Genomic DNA, 16,803 nt, shown 5'->3' on the forward strand with positions numbered 1-16,803 from the left:
CATGACCAGAGCTAACCATAGGCGATACCTGAGCGCCGCCGGCCTGGCGCTGCTGCTGAGCGGCTGTGCCCTGACCGCCGACCACGCGGCGCTGCCCACGGCAAATGCGGACCAGGTTCGGCAGTTGTCGAAGGCGGTGGCGGGCACTCCCGCCGAGCACCCCGGCGCCACCTGGTGGACGGCGTTCGAAGACGCCCGGCTGAACCGGCTGATCGAGCAGGCGCTGGCGCACAACCACGATCTGGCGGCGGCCGCCCTGCGCCTGGACGCACAACTGGCCCGGCTCGACATCAGCCGCGACCAGCTGCGGCCCCAGGGTGGCCTGGCTGGCTCCCTCAACCTGTCTCGCGAGCAGACCGCCGGCTCGGGCACTCAGGTCACCCGCCAGGAAAACATGGCGCTGGGCCTGTCGGCCGACTGGCAGCTGGATCTGTTCGGCCGGCTGCGCGCACGCATTCGGCAGGCGGAAGCCGAGCTGGATGACCGGCACGCGGCGCAGGCCGAAGTGCGGGCGGAAGTGGTGAGCGGTGTGGTCACCACCTATGCCCGGCTGGCCGGAACCGAGGAGCAACTGGCGCTGCTGGATCAGCAGCTGGTTTCCCTCGAGGAGAGCCTGACCGTGCTCCGCCTGCGGGTGGAAGAAGGGCTGGAGACCCCGCTGGAACTGAACCGGGCCCAGGCGCTGCAACATGAGTATCGCGCCCGCCGGCCGGAGCTGGATCAGGCCCGGGCCGGTTATGTCGCCGCCCTGGCGACCCTGGCGGGCCTGAACGCGGAACAACTGAGATCGCACACCGCCGGCAGCCGGCTGCCCGCTCCGTCGGCCCTGACCCCGGCGCTGGAAAACCCGGGGCTGGCACTGACCGAGGCCCCCGAGCTGCGGCGCGCCCGGGCCCGGGTGGCGCGCACCATGGCGCTGTCGGACGAGGCGCGCGCCGCGCTCTACCCGGAAGTCAGCCTGACCGGCGTACTGGGCTGGCTGAGTGGCAGCAGCCTGGATCTGGGCGATGCGCGCGAGCAGCTGGCGATCAGGCCGCAACTGCGCTGGTCGCTGCTCAACCTGTCCGCCCTCAGGTCCGGGCTGAAGGCCGCACAGCTGGAAGAGCAGGCGGTGCTCGCCGAGTATGAAAAGACCCTGCTGCAGGTACTCAACCGTGCCGACCAGGCAGTGCAGGGCTGGGACGCCAGGGGCCGTCGTCTGACCGAGCTTAACACGCGCCAGCAGTTTGCCGGCCAGGCCTTTGAGCAGGCTCGCGCCCGCTACGAAGAAGGCACACTGCCATACATGGATTTTCTTGATGCCCAGCGTGACCTGCTGGAATCCGAGGCCAGCCTGGTGCAGGCCCGGAGCGAATGGCTGGAGGGGTATGCCGAACTGCAGCGTGCCTTTCCCGGGAATTGGGCAAACCTACTGACGGTAAACGGATAATACCGGTTTTTCGCCCATTGCCCGCCTTGATGGTGGGCTTTTTTCGTTGTGGTCAGCGCTCAATACAGGAATTGAAACCTTGCTGTGCGCCAATGCACTGCCATCACTCGACTCTTGTTGTCTCTGTGCCCGACAGGCTGATATCGTGCGCGGGAATAAAGGCCGGCAAGGGGCAAGGCTGTGCGGAACCCGAAAAGAATTGCTTTTAAATTGTTGCACCCATATTGATATTTGTGAGTGGTGTAATCCCATGTCGTTGAAGAGATGCGCTTGATGAGTCCGTGTTCGTTACAATCGAAAAATTCAATCCTGTTTGTGCTGGCGTTGGGAGGCTTCATATTGGGCCTGACCGAGTTTGCCATGATGCCGATGCTTCCCCTGTTCTCGGAAGCATTTAGTGCAACACCGGCACAAAGCAGCTATGCGATCAGTGCCTATGCGCTTGGGGTGGTGGTAGGCGCCCCGGTGTTTATGTTGCTGACGGCCAACATCAGAAAGCGTCAGGCACTGATGTTATTTGTCGCCATGATGCTGGTGTTTAATGGCCTGGGGGCATTGGCGCAAACACTGGAGCAACTGGTGCTCTCCCGTTTTCTGAGCGGACTGCCCCATGGTAGCTATTTTGGCACCGCGGCCATTATGGCGGCAGAGATTGCCCCGAGAAATAAAAGGGTCTCCTACATATCCAAGGTATTTATGGGGCTGACCATCGCCACCATTATCGGTGTTCCGCTGGTCACACTTATCGGCCAGAACTTGAGCTGGCGCTACTGTCTGGCACTGGTTTCATTTCTCTCGCTGCTCGCCTTTTTATTGATGTTCAGGCTGCCCAACGAACCAAACAAAACCCGCATCACGCTGGCCAATGAATTGGGGGTATTTAAAAGCGGGTCGGTGTGGTCGATCATCGCGATGATGATCGTCGGCTTCGGTGGCATATTTTGCATCTATACCTATGTTGCCGATACCATTTTAAAACACACCCAGGCACCGGCCTATGCGGTATCCATCGCCATGGTGATGTTCGGTATTGGCAGTACGGTGGGCAATGTGGTGCTTGGTAAAATAGGCAACCGTCATCCGGTACGGACAACAGGGGTCACCCTGGCGTTGGCGGCACTCTTCTCCCTGCTGTATGTGTTCGTCAGCAGCAGCATGGTTTTATTGTGCGTTGTGGTATTTTTTATTGGCTGCACCATAGGGTTGGCGGCCATTGTTCAATCCCTGCTGATGGAAGCCGCCCCAAATGGGCAAGCCATGATAGGTGCCATCGTGCAGTGCTCATTCAATACCGCGAATGCCATCGGTCCCTGGGTTGGCGGCATCTACATTGCCGCCGGGGGGAAAATACATGAGACGGGCTATGTGGCCGCGATATTGTTTGCCGGAGGCTTTGTTATCTGGCTGCCAGTGCAAAACTGCTGGCTCGCAAACAGGAGCCCCTGGCTGTGGAGCCGAGTGTCGCAATAAACCACTGAAGGTGGGGCATGCCGAACTGTGGCGTGCCTTTACCGGGAATTGAGCCGACCTGCTGACGGTAAACGGAACACTCTCAATGCCCGCCTTGAAGGCGGGCTTTTTGTTGTGTATCAAACAGCGTCACTGCCGGCAAAGGCCTTGACCAGGAACTCGGCAAACACACGCACGCGTCTGGCTGGGCCCGCGCCGGGGGAAACAGTATTTGAAAGGGAGCAGCCGGGGCCGCATGGTCCGGCAACAGCTCGATCAGGCGACCGGCCCGAAGGTCGGGACCGGCGTCCAGCTCGGATTTCAGGGCGATGCCGTGCCCTTCCAGGCACCACTGGCGAACCAGGGCGCCGTCATTGGCCACCCGGTTTCCGCTGACGGTCACGCTCTGTCTGGTCGCGCCAGACCCGAAGGACCAGACGTTGTCCAGTTTCTGGCCGAAGCGCATTATCAGGCAATTGTGGTCCTTCAGGTCGGCCGGCATTCCGGGCGCACCATGGGCCTCGACATAACCGGGGGCGGCACACAGCACCCGTCGTTTTTTGCCCAGACTTTTGACCCGCAGCGTACTGTCGGTGATGGTGCCAAAGCGCACGGCAATGTCGACCCCCAGACCCACGATATCCACATAGCCGTCCGATAGCAGCAGCTCGACCCTGATCGCCGGATGCTCGACCAGAAAGTCGTTGATGACATCGGAGAGCAAGCTTCTGCCGATGTCGCTGGGGGCACTGATCCGTATCGGGCCGGTCAGGGTCTGTGCGCCAAAGCGGATGCGCGTTTCCAGATCCGCGACCCCATCCAGCACCTCTTTTGCGCCGTCGACCAGGGTGCGCCCTTCTTCCGTCAGGCTGATGGCACGGGTGGTCCGGTTCAGCAGCACCACCCCGAAGTGGGCTTCCAGCGCGGCCAGCCGTTCCGACACCCTGGTGGGTGACAACCCCACCTCGCGCCCGGCGGCGGTCAGGCTGCCTTTCTCTACAATCTTCAGGAACAGGGAGATGTTATCAAGCAGCATTATACGGTTTTCCCGGATTATCTTTTTGTATCCTGCCCGTTTTTCCGGAGAGGTCAAGGGCCTAGTATAAACGCATCACTCAGGAGAGAGTCCCATGGCCACACTGACTATCATCGCCAACATTCACGCCCACCCCGACCGGATCGATCTGGTCAGGGCCGAGCTGGAAAAGCTTATCCCGAGCACCCGCGCCGAACAGGGTTGCATCAACTACGATCTGCATCAGAACAACGACGATCCTGCCCACTTCATCTTCTATGAAAACTGGGAAAGCCGAGAACGCTGGCAGACCCATATGCAAGCACCGCACCTGGCTGCATTCGGAGCCGCCACCAAGGGTGCCGTGGCCGCATTCAGCCTGTCCGAGATGACCCATATCGGGTGACGGACCAGAAAAATACATGACCCCGGTTGTGCATCTGCTTCTGACGGATGTATCGCCAGAAAAAGCATTTAAAAGGAAAACATGATGACATTATCGAAACTGACCTCCGCCGCTGCCCTGACCGCCCTGGCCCTGGCCGCTGTGGCCCCCGTGGCGGCACAGGAACTGACCACCTATGCGGAGATTTCCGACACCCGCCCGGGCAACATCACCGTCACCCCCGACAACCGGGTGATCATTACCCAGCAGCCACTGGATGCCCCGGCTCTGCGGGTGGTCGAGGTCAAACCCGATGGCAGCAAGGTGCCTTTCCCGACAACCGACTGGGCCGACGGCCCGGAAAAGGGGGAAGTGGGTATCGCCGCCACCATCGGCATCACCACCGACAGCAAGGGAGTGGTCTGGATCCTCGATATGGGCGGTGAAAACAGCCCGGCGCAGCTCGTGGCCTGGGACAGCAAGGCCGACAAGCTGCACAAGGTGATCGAGATCCCGACCGAGGCCAGGTTGCCGATCTCCTTCCTGCAGGACTTCGCCCTCGATGAGCAACGGGGCAAGATCTACATCGCCGACATGACCTTTACCGCCCCGGCATCGGACATGAAGCCCGCCTTCGTGGTGGTGGATATCGAGACCGGCGAGGCTCGCCGCGTGCTCGAGGCCGACAGTCGGCTGATGCCGGTCGCCCACGACGTCATCATCAACGACGCTCTGATGGGCTTCAAGGGTGAGGATGGCACCACCCAGCCCTGGCACCTGGCGATGAACGCGATTTCCATCGATCCGACCTTCGAGCATGTCTATTTCGGCTCGGTGAACGGCGGTGACGTGTTCCGCATCCCGGCGGCCGCGCTGGCCGATGAGGCGATGGATGAAACCGTACTGGCCGGCAAGATCGAGCGCTACGCCGACAAGAAGCCCAATGACGGCTTTATCGTGGATGACAAAGGCCGCGTGATCTCGGGCGATATCGAGGCCAACGCCATTACCGCCTCGACACCCGAAGGAATCGAGACCCTCGCCCGGGACGATGTGCGCCTGCGCTGGGCCGACGGCTTTGCCTTCGCCCCCGACGGCACCCTTTACGTTACCACCAACCAGCTCAACACCCACCCGGCCCTGAATGGCGGCGTGGATGCCAGCGACAAGCAATACTTTATCCTGACGCTGAAGCCCTGATATCAGTGCGTCCGGGCCCCTGCGCCCGGCCGCCAATCGACAAGCAAGCGGGGCGGCAGATGCAAGCAACGCTCGCCCCCCACCATTAAACAGGAGATAACCCCATGAAAGCTGTTGGCTACAACACCCCCGGCGCCATCGACCGCGAAGACGCCCTGATTGATTTCGAAATGGAAAAACCGACCCCGACCGGCCACGATCTGCTGGTCAGGGTGCAGGCCGTGTCGGTCAACCCGGTAGACTACAAGATCCGCCAGGGCCGCCCCCCCGAGGGTGACACCCCGGCCGTGCTCGGATGGGACGCGGTGGGTGAAGTCGTGGCCGTCGGCGACCAGGCCACCGCCTTCCAGCCGGGTGATCAGGTCTGGTATGCGGGCGCCATCAACCGCCCCGGTACCAATTCCGAATACCATCTGGTGGACGAGCGTATCGTCGGCTATGCACCGACGTCGGTACCCGCCGCCGAGGCAGCCGCACTGCCACTGACCACCCTGACCGCTCATGAAATGCTGTTCGACCGCCTGCGCGTAACCGATCCCGTCCCGGGTGCCGCCCCGGCCGTGCTGATCATCGGCGGTGCCGGCGGTGTGGGGTCCATCACCATTCAGCTGCTGCGTGCGCTGACCGACCTGACCATTATCGCCACCGCCTCCCGTCCGGAAACCCGGGCCTGGGTGAAGGAACTCGGTGCTCATCATGTGATCGATCATACCCGGCCGCTGCCGGCACAAATCGAGGCGCTGGGTATCGGCGCACCGGGCTTCGTGTTCTCGACCAACCATTCCGAACAGTATGCCGCCCAGATAGCCGAGCTGATCGCGCCCCAGGGCCGCTTCGGCCTGATCGACGATCCCGCCAGCCTGGATGTGGTGCCGTTCAAGGTCAAGGCCGTGTCCATTCACTGGGAGCTGATGTTCACCCGCTCGCTGTTCACCACCGCCGATATCGCACGCCAGGGCGAGATCCTGAACGAGGTCGCGGCACTGCTCGATATGGGCAGGATCAAATCGACCGCCACCGACACCCTTGGAGTGATCAACGCCGCCAATATCAAGCGTGCCCACACCATTCTTGAAAGCGGCAAGGCCAAGGGAAAACTGGTGCTCGAAGGCTTCTGATGCCTCAGGGCGGTCGGGCCACCGGCCGCCCTCTCCTCAAACCGGAACGAATGCGTCTGTGTCCGTTCCGAACCCGCCATTACGCTGTCGGTACTTTCGACCAGTAAAACATGCCGGACTGCTTTCGCAATATGGTGGCGGCAATGTGCTCGTCACTGGCCCGCCCCGCCAGCCCGTAACACACGTGCAGCGGCAGCAGGTGTTCTTCCCGCGGATGACAGAAACGGGCATGAGGTGCGCTGTCCCAATGGATAAGCCGGCGGCGACGCTCGGCTTCTTCCAGCCGAGGGTTGCCGCAGGTGTCCTCCAGCCACGCCTCGAATGCCTGATTACGGGCCTTAATTTCCGGCGTGCCCGGGGTAAAAAATGCCTGCATGTTGTGAAACGAAAAGCCGGAGCCAATCACCAGCAGGTTATCGTAGTCCAGTGCCTGCAGCGCCCGACCGATGTTCAGATGCTGTTCGGCATCGAGGCTGCTGACCAGCGACAACTGCACACAGGGTATATCCGCCTCGGGATACATCAGCTTGAGCGGCACAAAAACGCCGTGGTCGAAACCACGTTCGGCATCCAGCCGGGCGGGCATGCCGGCGGCCATCAGTGCCTGCTGTACCTGTTGCGCCAAGGCAGGCTCACCGGGGCACGGATACTGGATTTCATAGGATTCCGGCGGAAAACCATAGTAGTCGTAAATCAGCCCGGGCCGGGCACCCGCGGTAATGGTGGGCACCGCTGCTTCCCAATGGGCGCTGACGATCAGTATGGCCTCGGGTCGGCGCAACCTGCCGGCCATGTCCTGTAACCACTGAACCATTTCCCGGTGATCCGGATCGCCCAGCAGCGGCAGGGGGCCTCCCCCATGCGAGATGAAAAGGATATCGGTGGTCTTGTTCATGGCTGAGCTCCCCTTGATATGGTGATGCTTATGCCGCACGGCTCCAGCGCTCCTGCAGCAGACGGTCAACAGACAGTCGTCCCGCGCCCTGCACCGCCAGTGCTAACGTCACCGCCAACAGACTCAGTGCGTATTCGTATCCGTTGTTGGACATGAACAGGCCGTTGTCGAAATGAACACCGAAGATGGCCACCAGCATGGTAAAGGCCGACACCAGCGCGGCCGGGCGGGTCAGCAGCCCCAGCAGCAGGGCGATACCGCCAAAGAATTCGGCGCTGCCGGCCAGCAGGGCCATCAGGTAGCCGGGCGTCAGGCCAATGCTGGCCATCCATTGCCCGGTGCCTTCCAGGCCGTAGCCACCGAACCAGCCGAACAGTTTCTGTGCGCCGTGAGCCGCCAGGATCAGGCCGACCGGCAGCCGCAATATCAGCGCCGCATAACCACCACTGGTGCTGAACAAGGTTTGTGCGAATCGGGTTTTCATGACTATTTCCTCTAATACAGGTGATGTTGAGTGCTCCCGAAGATGACTCCGGGTACTGAGCCCACTTTACTATCATCAGATAAAGGGATTAACCGGTCTTCCATTGTATTATTGGCAACATAATGTTGATAATTGGCTTGTTTTATCGTCAGGAGTCATCCATGGACCGTATCGATGCCATGCGCACCCTGGTCACGGTGGTGACCGAGGGCAGTTTTACCCGGGCCGCCGAGCGGCTCGACATGTCGCCACAACTGGTCAGCAAATATGTGTCCCAGCTGGAGGAACGGCTCGGGATACGCCTGCTCAACCGCACCACCCGCAGGGTCAGCCTGACCGAAGCCGGCAGCCGCTATATCCAGCGTGCCCGCCAGGTGCTGGATGATATCGACGAAATGGAAAACCAGCTGGGCGACCTGCAGCAGGCGCCCGGGGGCAACTGCGCATCAGCGCGCCCGTTTCCTTCGCCACCCGGCACCTGGCCCCGTTGCTGTGCCGGTTCCAGCAAGCCCACCCGTCGGTGAGTATCGATCTGCACCTGAACGACAGGAAGGTGGATATCGTGGAGGAAGGTTTCGACATTGCGCTGCGTATCGGCCACCTGAAAAGCTCTTCCCTGATCGCCCGGTTCATCGCCCCGGTCAGGCTGGTGATGTGCGCCTCTCCCGCTTACCTGGCCCGGCAGGGAACCCCCTTGAGGCTGGAGGATCTTAAACACCACAGGTACCTGCGCTACAGCTACATAGAGGATAACGCCAGCCTGCCCGCCCACCAGTGGTTGCGGGCAACCGGACGCGAACCGGGTGGGGACATGATCAGTAACAACGGAGAAGTGCTGGTGCAGGCCGCCATCGAAGGCGCCGGCATTGCCATTCAGCCCACCTTTATCGCCGGCGAGGCCATTGCCGCGGGCAAGCTGCGGGTGATTCTTCCGGAATACGAACCGGAGGTCATGGGGCTGTACGCCGTGTACGCTCACCGGAAACTGCTGGCCAGCAAGGTCAGATGCTTTATCGATTTTATGGCCGGCTACTTCGGCGATCCGCCTTACTGGGACCATTTCGAGCGGGAGAATCGTCAGGAACCGTAGCCAGTGCTGGGGCTCATCAACCAGTTTCCCTGCTGTATTCGGCTTTTGTGCTGGAACTGGAGACAGGAATCAAGTCGGCAGTATCGGCCTTTTTGGCAGAATTTAGCGGCATTAACCCGCAAGTTATGCCTGTTTTCTTGAGACTGATGACATCAGGAACAAAATAGTGAAAATCAAACTAGACGACCGGTCTAATCCTATGTAGGATGCAGCTCATGAAAACCAAACATCAAGATACCCGCCAGCACCTGCTCGACACCGGACGCGAGATCCTCGCCGCCCGGGGCTTCAGCTCGGTCGGGCTCAGTGCCCTGCTGCTGCAGGCCGGTGTACCCAAGGGCTCATTCTACCATTATTTCGAGTCCAAGGAGCAGTTTGGCCAGGCCCTGCTGGAGGATTACTTCGGCCAGTATCTGATCGAGCTGGATGCCCTGTTCGGCGAACCGGGCCAGAGCGGCCTGACGCGACTGATGAGCTATTGGCAGGAATGGCAGCGCCGTTACTGCAGCCCGGAAGGCCTTCGCGACTGCCTGGTGGTCAAGCTCAGTGCCGAGGTGGCCGATTTGTCCGAGTCCATGCGCCTGACCCTGAAGGACGGCACCGACAAGGTCATTGGTCGTATCCAGGACTGCATCGAGGCCGCCATTGCCGATGGCTCTCTGCCCCGGCAGGATACCGCCCGGCTGGCCACCTGTCTCTATCAGCTGTGGCTGGGCGCCAGCCTGCTGACCAAGCTGCACCGGGATGAACGCCATATGGAACAGGCCATGGCCATGACCCGACAACTGCTGGCGAACTGACAATCCAGCCCGGCCAAGTGCACGGGCTTTTTTACCGACCCATACTAGACGACCGGTCTATTCCAGGTCACGCAACCACTTTTAATCAGGCAACAACGAGGTTCAACACATGCAAGATTTCAGCTTCTACAACCCGACCCGCATCGAATTCGGCGCCGGCAAAATCGCCAGCCTGGACCAACTGGTACCCGCCGAGGCCCGCGTGCTGGTGCTGTTCGGCGGCGAAAGCGCCCGCCGCACCGGCACCCTGGATGAAGTGACCGCCGCCCTGGGCAGCCGCCAGGTACAGCTGTTCGGCGGCATCGAACCCAACCCCAGCTTCGAAACCCTGATGGAAGCGGTCACCGTGGTGCGCCGTGACAACATCGACTTCCTGCTGGCGGTCGGCGGCGGCTCCGTGATCGACGGCACCAAGTTCGTAGCCGCCGCCGCCCTGTTCGAAGGCGATGCCTGGGACATCCTGACCACCATGGGCCAGAATATCGAGCGTGCCCTGCCCTTCGGCAGCGTGCTGACCCTGCCGGCCACCGGCTCCGAGATGAACAAGGGCTCGGTGATCACCCGCAAGTCGCTGCAGGCCAAACTGCCCTTCATGAGCGAGCAGGTATTCCCGCGCTTTTCCGTGCTGGATCCGGTCAAGACCTACACCCTGCCCCAACGTCAGGTGGCCAACGGCGTGGTCGACGCCTTCATACACGTGATGGAGCAGTACCTGACCTACCCGGACCAGGCTCCGGTGCAGGACCGCTTTGCCGAAGGCCTGCTGCAGACCCTGGTGGAAATCGGTCCCAGGGCCCTGGCCGAGCCGGAAGACTACCAGACCCGCGCCAGCCTGATGTGGACCGCCACCCTGGCCCTGAACGGCCTGATCGGCGCCGGTGTCCCCCAGGACTGGGCCACCCACATGCTGGGCCACGAACTGACCGCCCTGCATAACCTGGATCACGCCCAGACCCTGGCCGTGGTGCTGCCCGAGATGCTGCGCCAGCGCAAGGCCGCCAAGCTCGGCAAGCTGGTGCAGTATGCCGAACGGGTGTGGGACATTCGTGAAGGCAGCGACGACGACAAGGCCGAAGCCGCCATCGAGCGCACCCGCGACTTCTTCGAGTCCGTTGGCGTCAAGACCCGCCTCGGTGACTACGGTCTGGGTGCCGAACACATCGACGGCATCATCGACAGCCTGCAAAGTCACGGCATGGTTGCACTCGGTGAGCACGGCGACGTCACCCCCGAGCACTGCCGCCAGATACTGCTGGCCAGCCTGTAATCCGCAAGCACAAGGAACACCAGATGAAACAAACCGTCAACAGCAACCGCCGGCTCACCCTGGCCTCGCGTCCGGTGGGGGCGCCTACCGCCGCCAACTTCGCCCTGAAAGAGGCCGCCATTCCCGAAATCGGAGACGGCCAGGTGCTGCTGCGCACCGTTTTCCTGAGCCTGGATCCCTACATGCGGGGCCGCATGAGCGACGCCAAGTCCTACGCCGAGCCGGTTGCCATCGGCGAGCCTATGGTCGGTGGTACCGTCAGCCGGGTCCATGCCAGCAATCACCCCGACTACCAGGTAGGTTACTGGGTACTGGGCTATACCGGCTGGCAGGACTACGGCGTATCCGATGGCGAGGGGCTGATCAAGCTCGATCCCGCACTGGCTCCGCCCTCCCATGCCCTGGGCGTACTCGGCATGCCCGGTTTCACCGCCTACATGGGCCTGCTGGATATCGGCAAACCGCAAGCGGGTGAAACTATCGTCGTGGCCGCCGCCACCGGGGCGGTGGGGTCCGTGGTGGCCCAGATAGGCAAGCTCAAGGGCTGTCACGTTGTGGCCGTGGCCGGCGGGGAAGAAAAATGCCGTTACGCCCTGGACACCCTGGGGGTGGATGCCTGTCTCGATCACAAGGCCGACGACTTTGCCGTCCAGCTGGCCAGGGCTTGCCCCAACGGCATCGACGTCTACTACGAAAACGTGGGCGGCAAGGTGCTGGATGCGGTACTGCCGCTGCTCAACACCGGTGCCCGCATTCCGGTGTGTGGCCTGATCTCCCAGTACAACGCCACCGGTCTGCCGGACGGGCCGGATCGCCTGGGCCAGCTGATGGGTGCCATCCTGATCAAGCGCCTGACCGTGAAGGGCTTTATCATCTTCGACGACTACGCCCACCGTTACAACGAGTTCGCCCGCGACATGGGCCAGTGGCTGAGTGAAGGCAAGATCAAGTACCGCGAACAGATAGTCGAGGGCCTGGAAAGCGCGCCTCAGGCCTTTATCGGCCTGCTGCAGGGGCAGAACTTCGGCAAGCTGGTGATCCGCGTCGGCGACGACGAGCTGGCTTAAACAACAAATAGAGTGGCGGCTGACAACGCCGCCCCACTTACCGAGAAGCAACCCCATGATCACACTGCATCATCTGAATCAGTCACGCTCCAAACGCATCATCTGGTTGCTGGAAGAGCTGGGCCAGCCCTACCGCATCCAGCACTACCAGCGTAACGAGCACACCCGGCTGGCGCCGCCCGAGCTGACCAAGATACATCCGCTCGGCAAGTCCCCGATTATAGAGGTCGACGGCAAGGTACTGGCCGAGTCGGGTGCCATCACCGAATACCTGATCGAACGTTTTGCCCCCGAGCGGCTGGCCCCCACTCATGGCCACGAGGAGTATGCCGATTATCTGTACTGGATCCACTTCGCCGAAAGTTCGGCAATACTGCCGCTGCTGCTGAAACTGTTCGTGGACATGGACGGCGCCGAAACCAACTTTATGGCCCGCTATGCCGAAACCGAAATCGACAAGGTGATCGGTCATCTGGAACAGAGCCTGGAAGGGCGAGATTATCTGGTGGCAGGCAAACTCACCGGCGCCGACATCATGATGTCCTTCATCCTGGATATGCTCGCCAACAACGACGCCATAAAAAATTACCCCAACATTCGGCGTTATCGGCAGTTGCTGGCCAGCCATTCGGGCTATCGGGCCGCAGAGCAGGCCGAAGTAGAACACTAACGGGCAGCCCCGGTATAATTGCAGCATTCCATTTTCTGTAAATACACGTGCTCTGATAAGCTGTTTGCCCCTGGATGGTGGCGTGCCGCCCGATCCGGCTAAATCAGGATGACTGGCCAACGCCTTATGAAACTCTCCCAGCTCAACGCCTTCAAGGCCATTGTCGAATGCCAGACCGTCACCGCCGCCGCCGAGCGACTAAACCTCAGCCAGCCGGCGGTGAGCCGGTTGTTGTCGGCGCTCGAGCAGCGACTGGGGTTTCAGCTGTTTATCCGCAAAGGCAACCGGCTGCAACTCAGCGATGATGGTGAGGCCTTTTATCTGGAAGTCGCCAGGGCCTTCGAGGCCGTCTCCGGGCTGGATCAGGCTGCGGCCTCCATTCGTGCTCATCGCTTCGGCCGTCTCAATATCGCCGCCATGCCGCTGCTTTCCAACGCCTTTCTGCCCCGAACCCTGGCCCGCTTTCTGCACCAGGCACCGCAGATGAAGGTGGCGCTGAAGACCTACCGTTCGGAAGAAGTGGTGCACAGAGTGCAGAGCCAGACCACCGACATCGGCTTTGCCTTTATCGATGAACCGCTGGCCGGGGTCAGAGCCCGGCGAGTGAAATGCGAATCGGTGTGCCTGCTGCCCGCCAGTTCACCGCTGGCAGAAAAGCCGTTTGTGGATGTGGATGACCTGGCCGAACTGCCGCTGATCCGTCACGAAAAAGATGTCAGCCAGCGCCTGATCGATTCCCTGCTGCGGCGCTACCAGCTGAACATGGTCGAACAGATAGAAGTCTCGCTGGCCACCACGGCGGCAGCTCTGGTACGCGAAGGACTGGGCATGGCCATTACGGATCCCTTTACCGCCCGCATTGCCAGCGAGCATAAAGAGGTGATAGAGCGACCCCTGGCCTTTTCGCTACCGTTCGAATTTGAAATTCTCTACCCGGCGCTGCGCCCGCTCAATCGTCACGCCCAGCGCTTTATCGAACACTTTACCGAGCTGGCCGAAGACATGGATATAGTGCTGAACATGGGACCGAAGCGGGATCTCTCCGAGCAAAAGTGACCCATGTCACACTTTATCTCCGGTGGTGACGTGACGCATCACAAAATTAACATCTTACTCATCAAACAATTACATATCGACACCCGCCGCAGTATGTCTTTTCTGCATGGTTCAAGAAAGGCTGTGCATTATTCTGCGCTCCCGGTTTTTTCTAGTCTGGCGCCATCAGCAATCAATCGTCAGAGGAAAAACCATGTTCTCTCGTGTCTCCGTGATCGGCTCCGGCAATGCCGGACTGACCGCCGCCTACCATTTTTCCCTGATGGGAACCCGGGTCTGTCTGTATGGCGCTCCCGGTTTCGATCAACCGCTGGACGACATCGCCCAGCGCGGTGGCATTCAGGCCCTGGCCGAGTTCAACGACGTGTCTCTGGTGTTCGCCGGCACCCAGGCCATCGATACCCTGAGTCGCGATCTGGCCGAGGCCGTGGCCTTCTCCGATGTGCTGGTGCTGCCGGTGCCTTCCTTCGCCCAGGAACCCTTGTTCAGGGCCATGCTGCCGCACCTGCGCGATGGCCAGACTCTATTGCTGATGCCGGGGAATTACGGCTCTCTGGTATTTAACCGCATCAAACAGGAAGAAGGCTACCAGGCGCTGGACGTCACCCTGGTCGATGCCATTTCCATCCCCTGGGCGACCCGCATCGTCGGCCCGGCACAACTGGCCATTCTCGGCATGAAGCAACAACTGCCGGTGGCAGCCCTGCCCGCCAGTCGTACCCGGGAGGCCATTGAACGCCTGCAGCCACTGATGCCGCTGCCACTGACCGCCCTGGACAACGTGATTGCCGCCGGGCTGGAAAACATCAACTTCGGCGGCCATCCGCTACTGACCACCCTCAACATGGGCCTGCTGGAAAACTTCAACGGCCAGTTCAACTACTACAAGGACTGCTGTTCCGTTGCCACCGCCCGGGCGGCGGCTGTCATGGAGCAGGAGCGGCTGACAGTAGGCGAGGCCCTGGGCCTGACGCTGAAGTCCGAACTGGAGACCATGAACAGCCTGTATGGCCTGAGCGCCGAGAGTGTCTATGAACTGAACCGCACCTCGGAAACCCACGGCAAGCTCAACAGTGCCCCAAAATCGGCACAGGATCGCTACATCACCGAAGATGCCGCCTATCTGCTGGTGCCCTGCTTCGAGTTCGGCCGGCTCGCCGGAGTGAAAACCGCCCTGGTCGAATCCTGCCTGCATATCAACAACGCCTATAACGAAACCGACTATTTCTGCAGCGGGCGTACCCTGGAAAAAATGGGCCTGGCCGGTAAATCGGTTCGGGAGATCATGGAACTGGTTGCCTGATACCAGGCCGATGGGGCCAGCCGCCCCATTGCCGGTCATCCAGCCGATACGCAATAAGGACATTCCAATGACCAGAATAAAATTCCCCTCCGCCATTACCATACTGTTCCTGCTGACCATGGTGATGGCGGCACTGACCTGGATCATCCCCGCCGGTCAGTATCAGATGGAAAAGAACGAAACCCTGGGACGCATGGTACCTCAGGTGGGCTCCTATCAGCCGGTGGATGCCAACCCACAGGGTATTGTCGAGATACTGATGGCACCGGTGCAGGGGTTTTATGATCCGGCCAGTTATGCCGCCCGCGCCGTCGATGTGGCCCTGTTTGTGCTGGTGATCGGTGGCTTTCTGGGCGTCGTTACCCGTACCGGCGCCATCGATGCCGGCATCAACGGCAGCATGACCCGGCTCAAGGGACGGGAAAAATGGATGATCCCCTTGCTGATGGGGCTCTTTGCTCTCGGTGGCACCGTCTATGGCATGGCCGAAGAAACCATTCCTTTCTATGCGCTGCTGATACCCGTGATGATCGCCTCCGGCTACGACAGCATAGTGGGTGTCGCCATCATCATGATCGGTGCCGGTATCGGCTGTCTGGGCTCCACCATCAACCCCTTCGCCACCGTGATCGCCTCCAATGCCGCCGAAATAAACTTCATGGACGGCTTTGGCCTGCGCCTGGCGATCCTGGTGCTGGGCTGGCTGGCCTGTGTTTTCTACGTGATGCGCTATGCAGAAAAAGTGAAACGGGATCCGTCTCGTTCCCTGGTCGCCCATCAGAAAGAAGAAAACGAGCGTCATTTTCTGCACGGCAAGGAACAGCAGGCTCCCGAGCTAACCCTGACCCGCAAGCTGATCCTGGCCATCTTCACCCTGACCTTCGGCGTCATGATGTGGGGTGTGTCGGCAGGCGGCTGGTGGATGGCCGAGCTATCGGCGCTCTTTATCGGCGCCAGCATACTGGTGGGGCTGGTGGCCCGGCTGTCGGAAGCCGATCTGACCAGCAGCTTTATCGATGGCGCCCGGGATCTACTCGGGGTGGCCCTGATTATCGCCATTGCCCGCGGCCTGGTGGTGGTGATGGATAATGGTAATATCACCCATACCATCCTCCATTATGCCGAGGATATGCTGTCGGGACTGCACCAGATCGCCTTTATCAACGCCATTTACTTTATAGAGGCGGTGATGAGTCTGATCGTGCCTTCTTCCTCCGGGCTGGCGGTGCTGTCGATGCCGATACTGGCGCCCCTGGCCGACTTTGCGGGCATTGGCCGCGATCTGGTAGTCACCGCCTTCCAGTCCGCCTCAGGCCTGCCCAACCTGGTAACGCCGACCTCCGGCATCGTGATGGGCGGCCTGGCCATAGGCCGGGTATCCTACGGCGTCTGGCTGAAATTTATCGGCCCCCTGCTCGGCGTACTTACCCTGATGGTGATGGCCATGCTCAGCCTGGGTGTCGTGCTGGGAAGTTAACCCTGACCCATCAATAACAGACAAAAAGGCGGGTGGAATTACTCCAAGCCATTCCCCTTTCGTGTGCATGGCTTGAGGCGGGGAAAATGGGCGACGTA

The 16,803-nt window shown here is 60.8% G+C and carries 17 protein-coding genes; 14 read left to right on the plus strand and 3 right to left on the minus strand.

Annotated elements, in window-relative coordinates; all coding sequences use genetic code 11:
- Position 1 precedes the first annotated feature (1 nt).
- Both BFR47_RS06190 and BFR47_RS06195 read left to right on the plus strand, forming a co-directional pair.
- Positions 2-1,429: an efflux transporter outer membrane subunit gene (locus BFR47_RS06190; RefSeq protein WP_071472265.1), complete on the plus strand. Its 1,428-nt coding sequence runs from the start codon at positions 2-4 to the stop codon at positions 1,427-1,429.
- A 273-nt stretch (positions 1,430-1,702) separates the two neighbouring features.
- Positions 1,703-2,899, plus strand: coding sequence for an MFS transporter (locus BFR47_RS06195; RefSeq protein WP_071472266.1), 1,197 nt, complete (start codon positions 1,703-1,705; stop codon positions 2,897-2,899).
- A gap of 82 nt (positions 2,900-2,981) precedes the next feature.
- Here the strand turns inward: BFR47_RS06195 and BFR47_RS06200 are convergent, their stop codons facing one another.
- The gene (locus BFR47_RS06200) at positions 2,982-3,914 is read right to left on the minus strand and encodes a LysR family transcriptional regulator (protein WP_071472267.1); all 933 of its coding nucleotides are present in this window, start codon (positions 3,912-3,914) and stop codon (positions 2,982-2,984) included.
- Between the two features lie 94 nt (positions 3,915-4,008).
- Between BFR47_RS06200 and BFR47_RS06205 the strand changes: the two genes are divergently transcribed.
- The 3 genes from BFR47_RS06205 (at position 4,009) to BFR47_RS06215 (ending at position 6,596) form a co-directional block, all read left to right on the plus strand.
- Positions 4,009-4,299: a putative quinol monooxygenase gene (locus BFR47_RS06205; protein WP_071472268.1), complete on the plus strand. Its 291-nt coding sequence runs from the start codon at positions 4,009-4,011 to the stop codon at positions 4,297-4,299.
- A gap of 81 nt (positions 4,300-4,380) precedes the next feature.
- Entirely contained in the window at positions 4,381-5,478 is a 1,098-nt protein-coding gene (locus tag BFR47_RS06210; RefSeq protein WP_071472269.1) for an L-dopachrome tautomerase-related protein, read from the plus strand.
- Between the two features lie 104 nt (positions 5,479-5,582).
- On the plus strand, positions 5,583-6,596 hold the full coding sequence (locus BFR47_RS06215; protein WP_071472270.1) for a zinc-binding alcohol dehydrogenase family protein: 1,014 nt from the start codon (positions 5,583-5,585) through the stop codon (positions 6,594-6,596).
- 79 nt (positions 6,597-6,675) lie between these two features.
- Here BFR47_RS06215 and BFR47_RS06220 read toward each other — a convergent pair whose 3' ends face one another.
- A complete protein-coding gene (locus BFR47_RS06220) occupies positions 6,676-7,491 on the minus strand; it encodes a DODA-type extradiol aromatic ring-opening family dioxygenase (protein ID WP_071472280.1) in 816 nt (271 codons plus the stop codon).
- A gap of 28 nt (positions 7,492-7,519) precedes the next feature.
- Positions 7,520-7,975: a DoxX family protein gene (locus BFR47_RS06225; protein WP_071472271.1), complete on the minus strand. Its 456-nt coding sequence runs from the start codon at positions 7,973-7,975 to the stop codon at positions 7,520-7,522.
- A gap of 161 nt (positions 7,976-8,136) precedes the next feature.
- Between BFR47_RS06225 and BFR47_RS18600 the strand changes: the two genes are divergently transcribed.
- The 9 genes from BFR47_RS18600 (at position 8,137) to BFR47_RS06265 (ending at position 16,705) form a co-directional block, all read left to right on the plus strand.
- Positions 8,137-8,499, plus strand: a complete 363-nt coding sequence (locus BFR47_RS18600; RefSeq protein WP_245748821.1) for a LysR family transcriptional regulator — start codon at positions 8,137-8,139, stop codon at positions 8,497-8,499.
- Complete coding sequence (locus BFR47_RS06230; protein WP_245748822.1) at positions 8,454-9,065, plus strand: substrate binding domain-containing protein; 612 nt, start codon at positions 8,454-8,456, stop codon at positions 9,063-9,065. Before BFR47_RS18600 ends, BFR47_RS06230 begins: the two co-directional genes overlap by 46 nt.
- A gap of 215 nt (positions 9,066-9,280) precedes the next feature.
- Positions 9,281-9,865, plus strand: a complete 585-nt coding sequence (locus BFR47_RS06235) for a TetR/AcrR family transcriptional regulator (RefSeq protein ID WP_071472272.1) — start codon at positions 9,281-9,283, stop codon at positions 9,863-9,865.
- 109 nt (positions 9,866-9,974) lie between these two features.
- Entirely contained in the window at positions 9,975-11,132 is a 1,158-nt protein-coding gene (locus BFR47_RS06240) for an iron-containing alcohol dehydrogenase (protein WP_071472273.1), read from the plus strand.
- Positions 11,133-11,155: 23 nt separating this feature from the next.
- A complete protein-coding gene (locus BFR47_RS06245) occupies positions 11,156-12,199 on the plus strand; it encodes an NADP-dependent oxidoreductase (RefSeq protein WP_071472274.1) in 1,044 nt (347 codons plus the stop codon).
- A 55-nt stretch (positions 12,200-12,254) separates the two neighbouring features.
- A complete protein-coding gene (locus BFR47_RS06250) occupies positions 12,255-12,869 on the plus strand; it encodes a glutathione S-transferase family protein (protein WP_071472275.1) in 615 nt (204 codons plus the stop codon).
- 126 nt (positions 12,870-12,995) lie between these two features.
- Complete coding sequence (locus BFR47_RS06255) at positions 12,996-13,925, plus strand: LysR family transcriptional regulator (RefSeq protein WP_071472276.1); 930 nt, start codon at positions 12,996-12,998, stop codon at positions 13,923-13,925.
- A 193-nt stretch (positions 13,926-14,118) separates the two neighbouring features.
- Positions 14,119-15,228, plus strand: a complete 1,110-nt coding sequence (locus BFR47_RS06260; protein WP_071472277.1) for an NAD/NADP-dependent octopine/nopaline dehydrogenase family protein — start codon at positions 14,119-14,121, stop codon at positions 15,226-15,228.
- Positions 15,229-15,295: 67 nt separating this feature from the next.
- Positions 15,296-16,705: a YfcC family protein gene (locus BFR47_RS06265; RefSeq protein ID WP_071472278.1), complete on the plus strand. Its 1,410-nt coding sequence runs from the start codon at positions 15,296-15,298 to the stop codon at positions 16,703-16,705.
- Positions 16,706-16,803 lie beyond the last annotated feature (98 nt).

The organism is Oceanisphaera psychrotolerans (assembly GCF_001870485.1).
GTDB lineage: Bacteria > Pseudomonadota > Gammaproteobacteria > Enterobacterales > Aeromonadaceae > Oceanimonas > Oceanimonas psychrotolerans.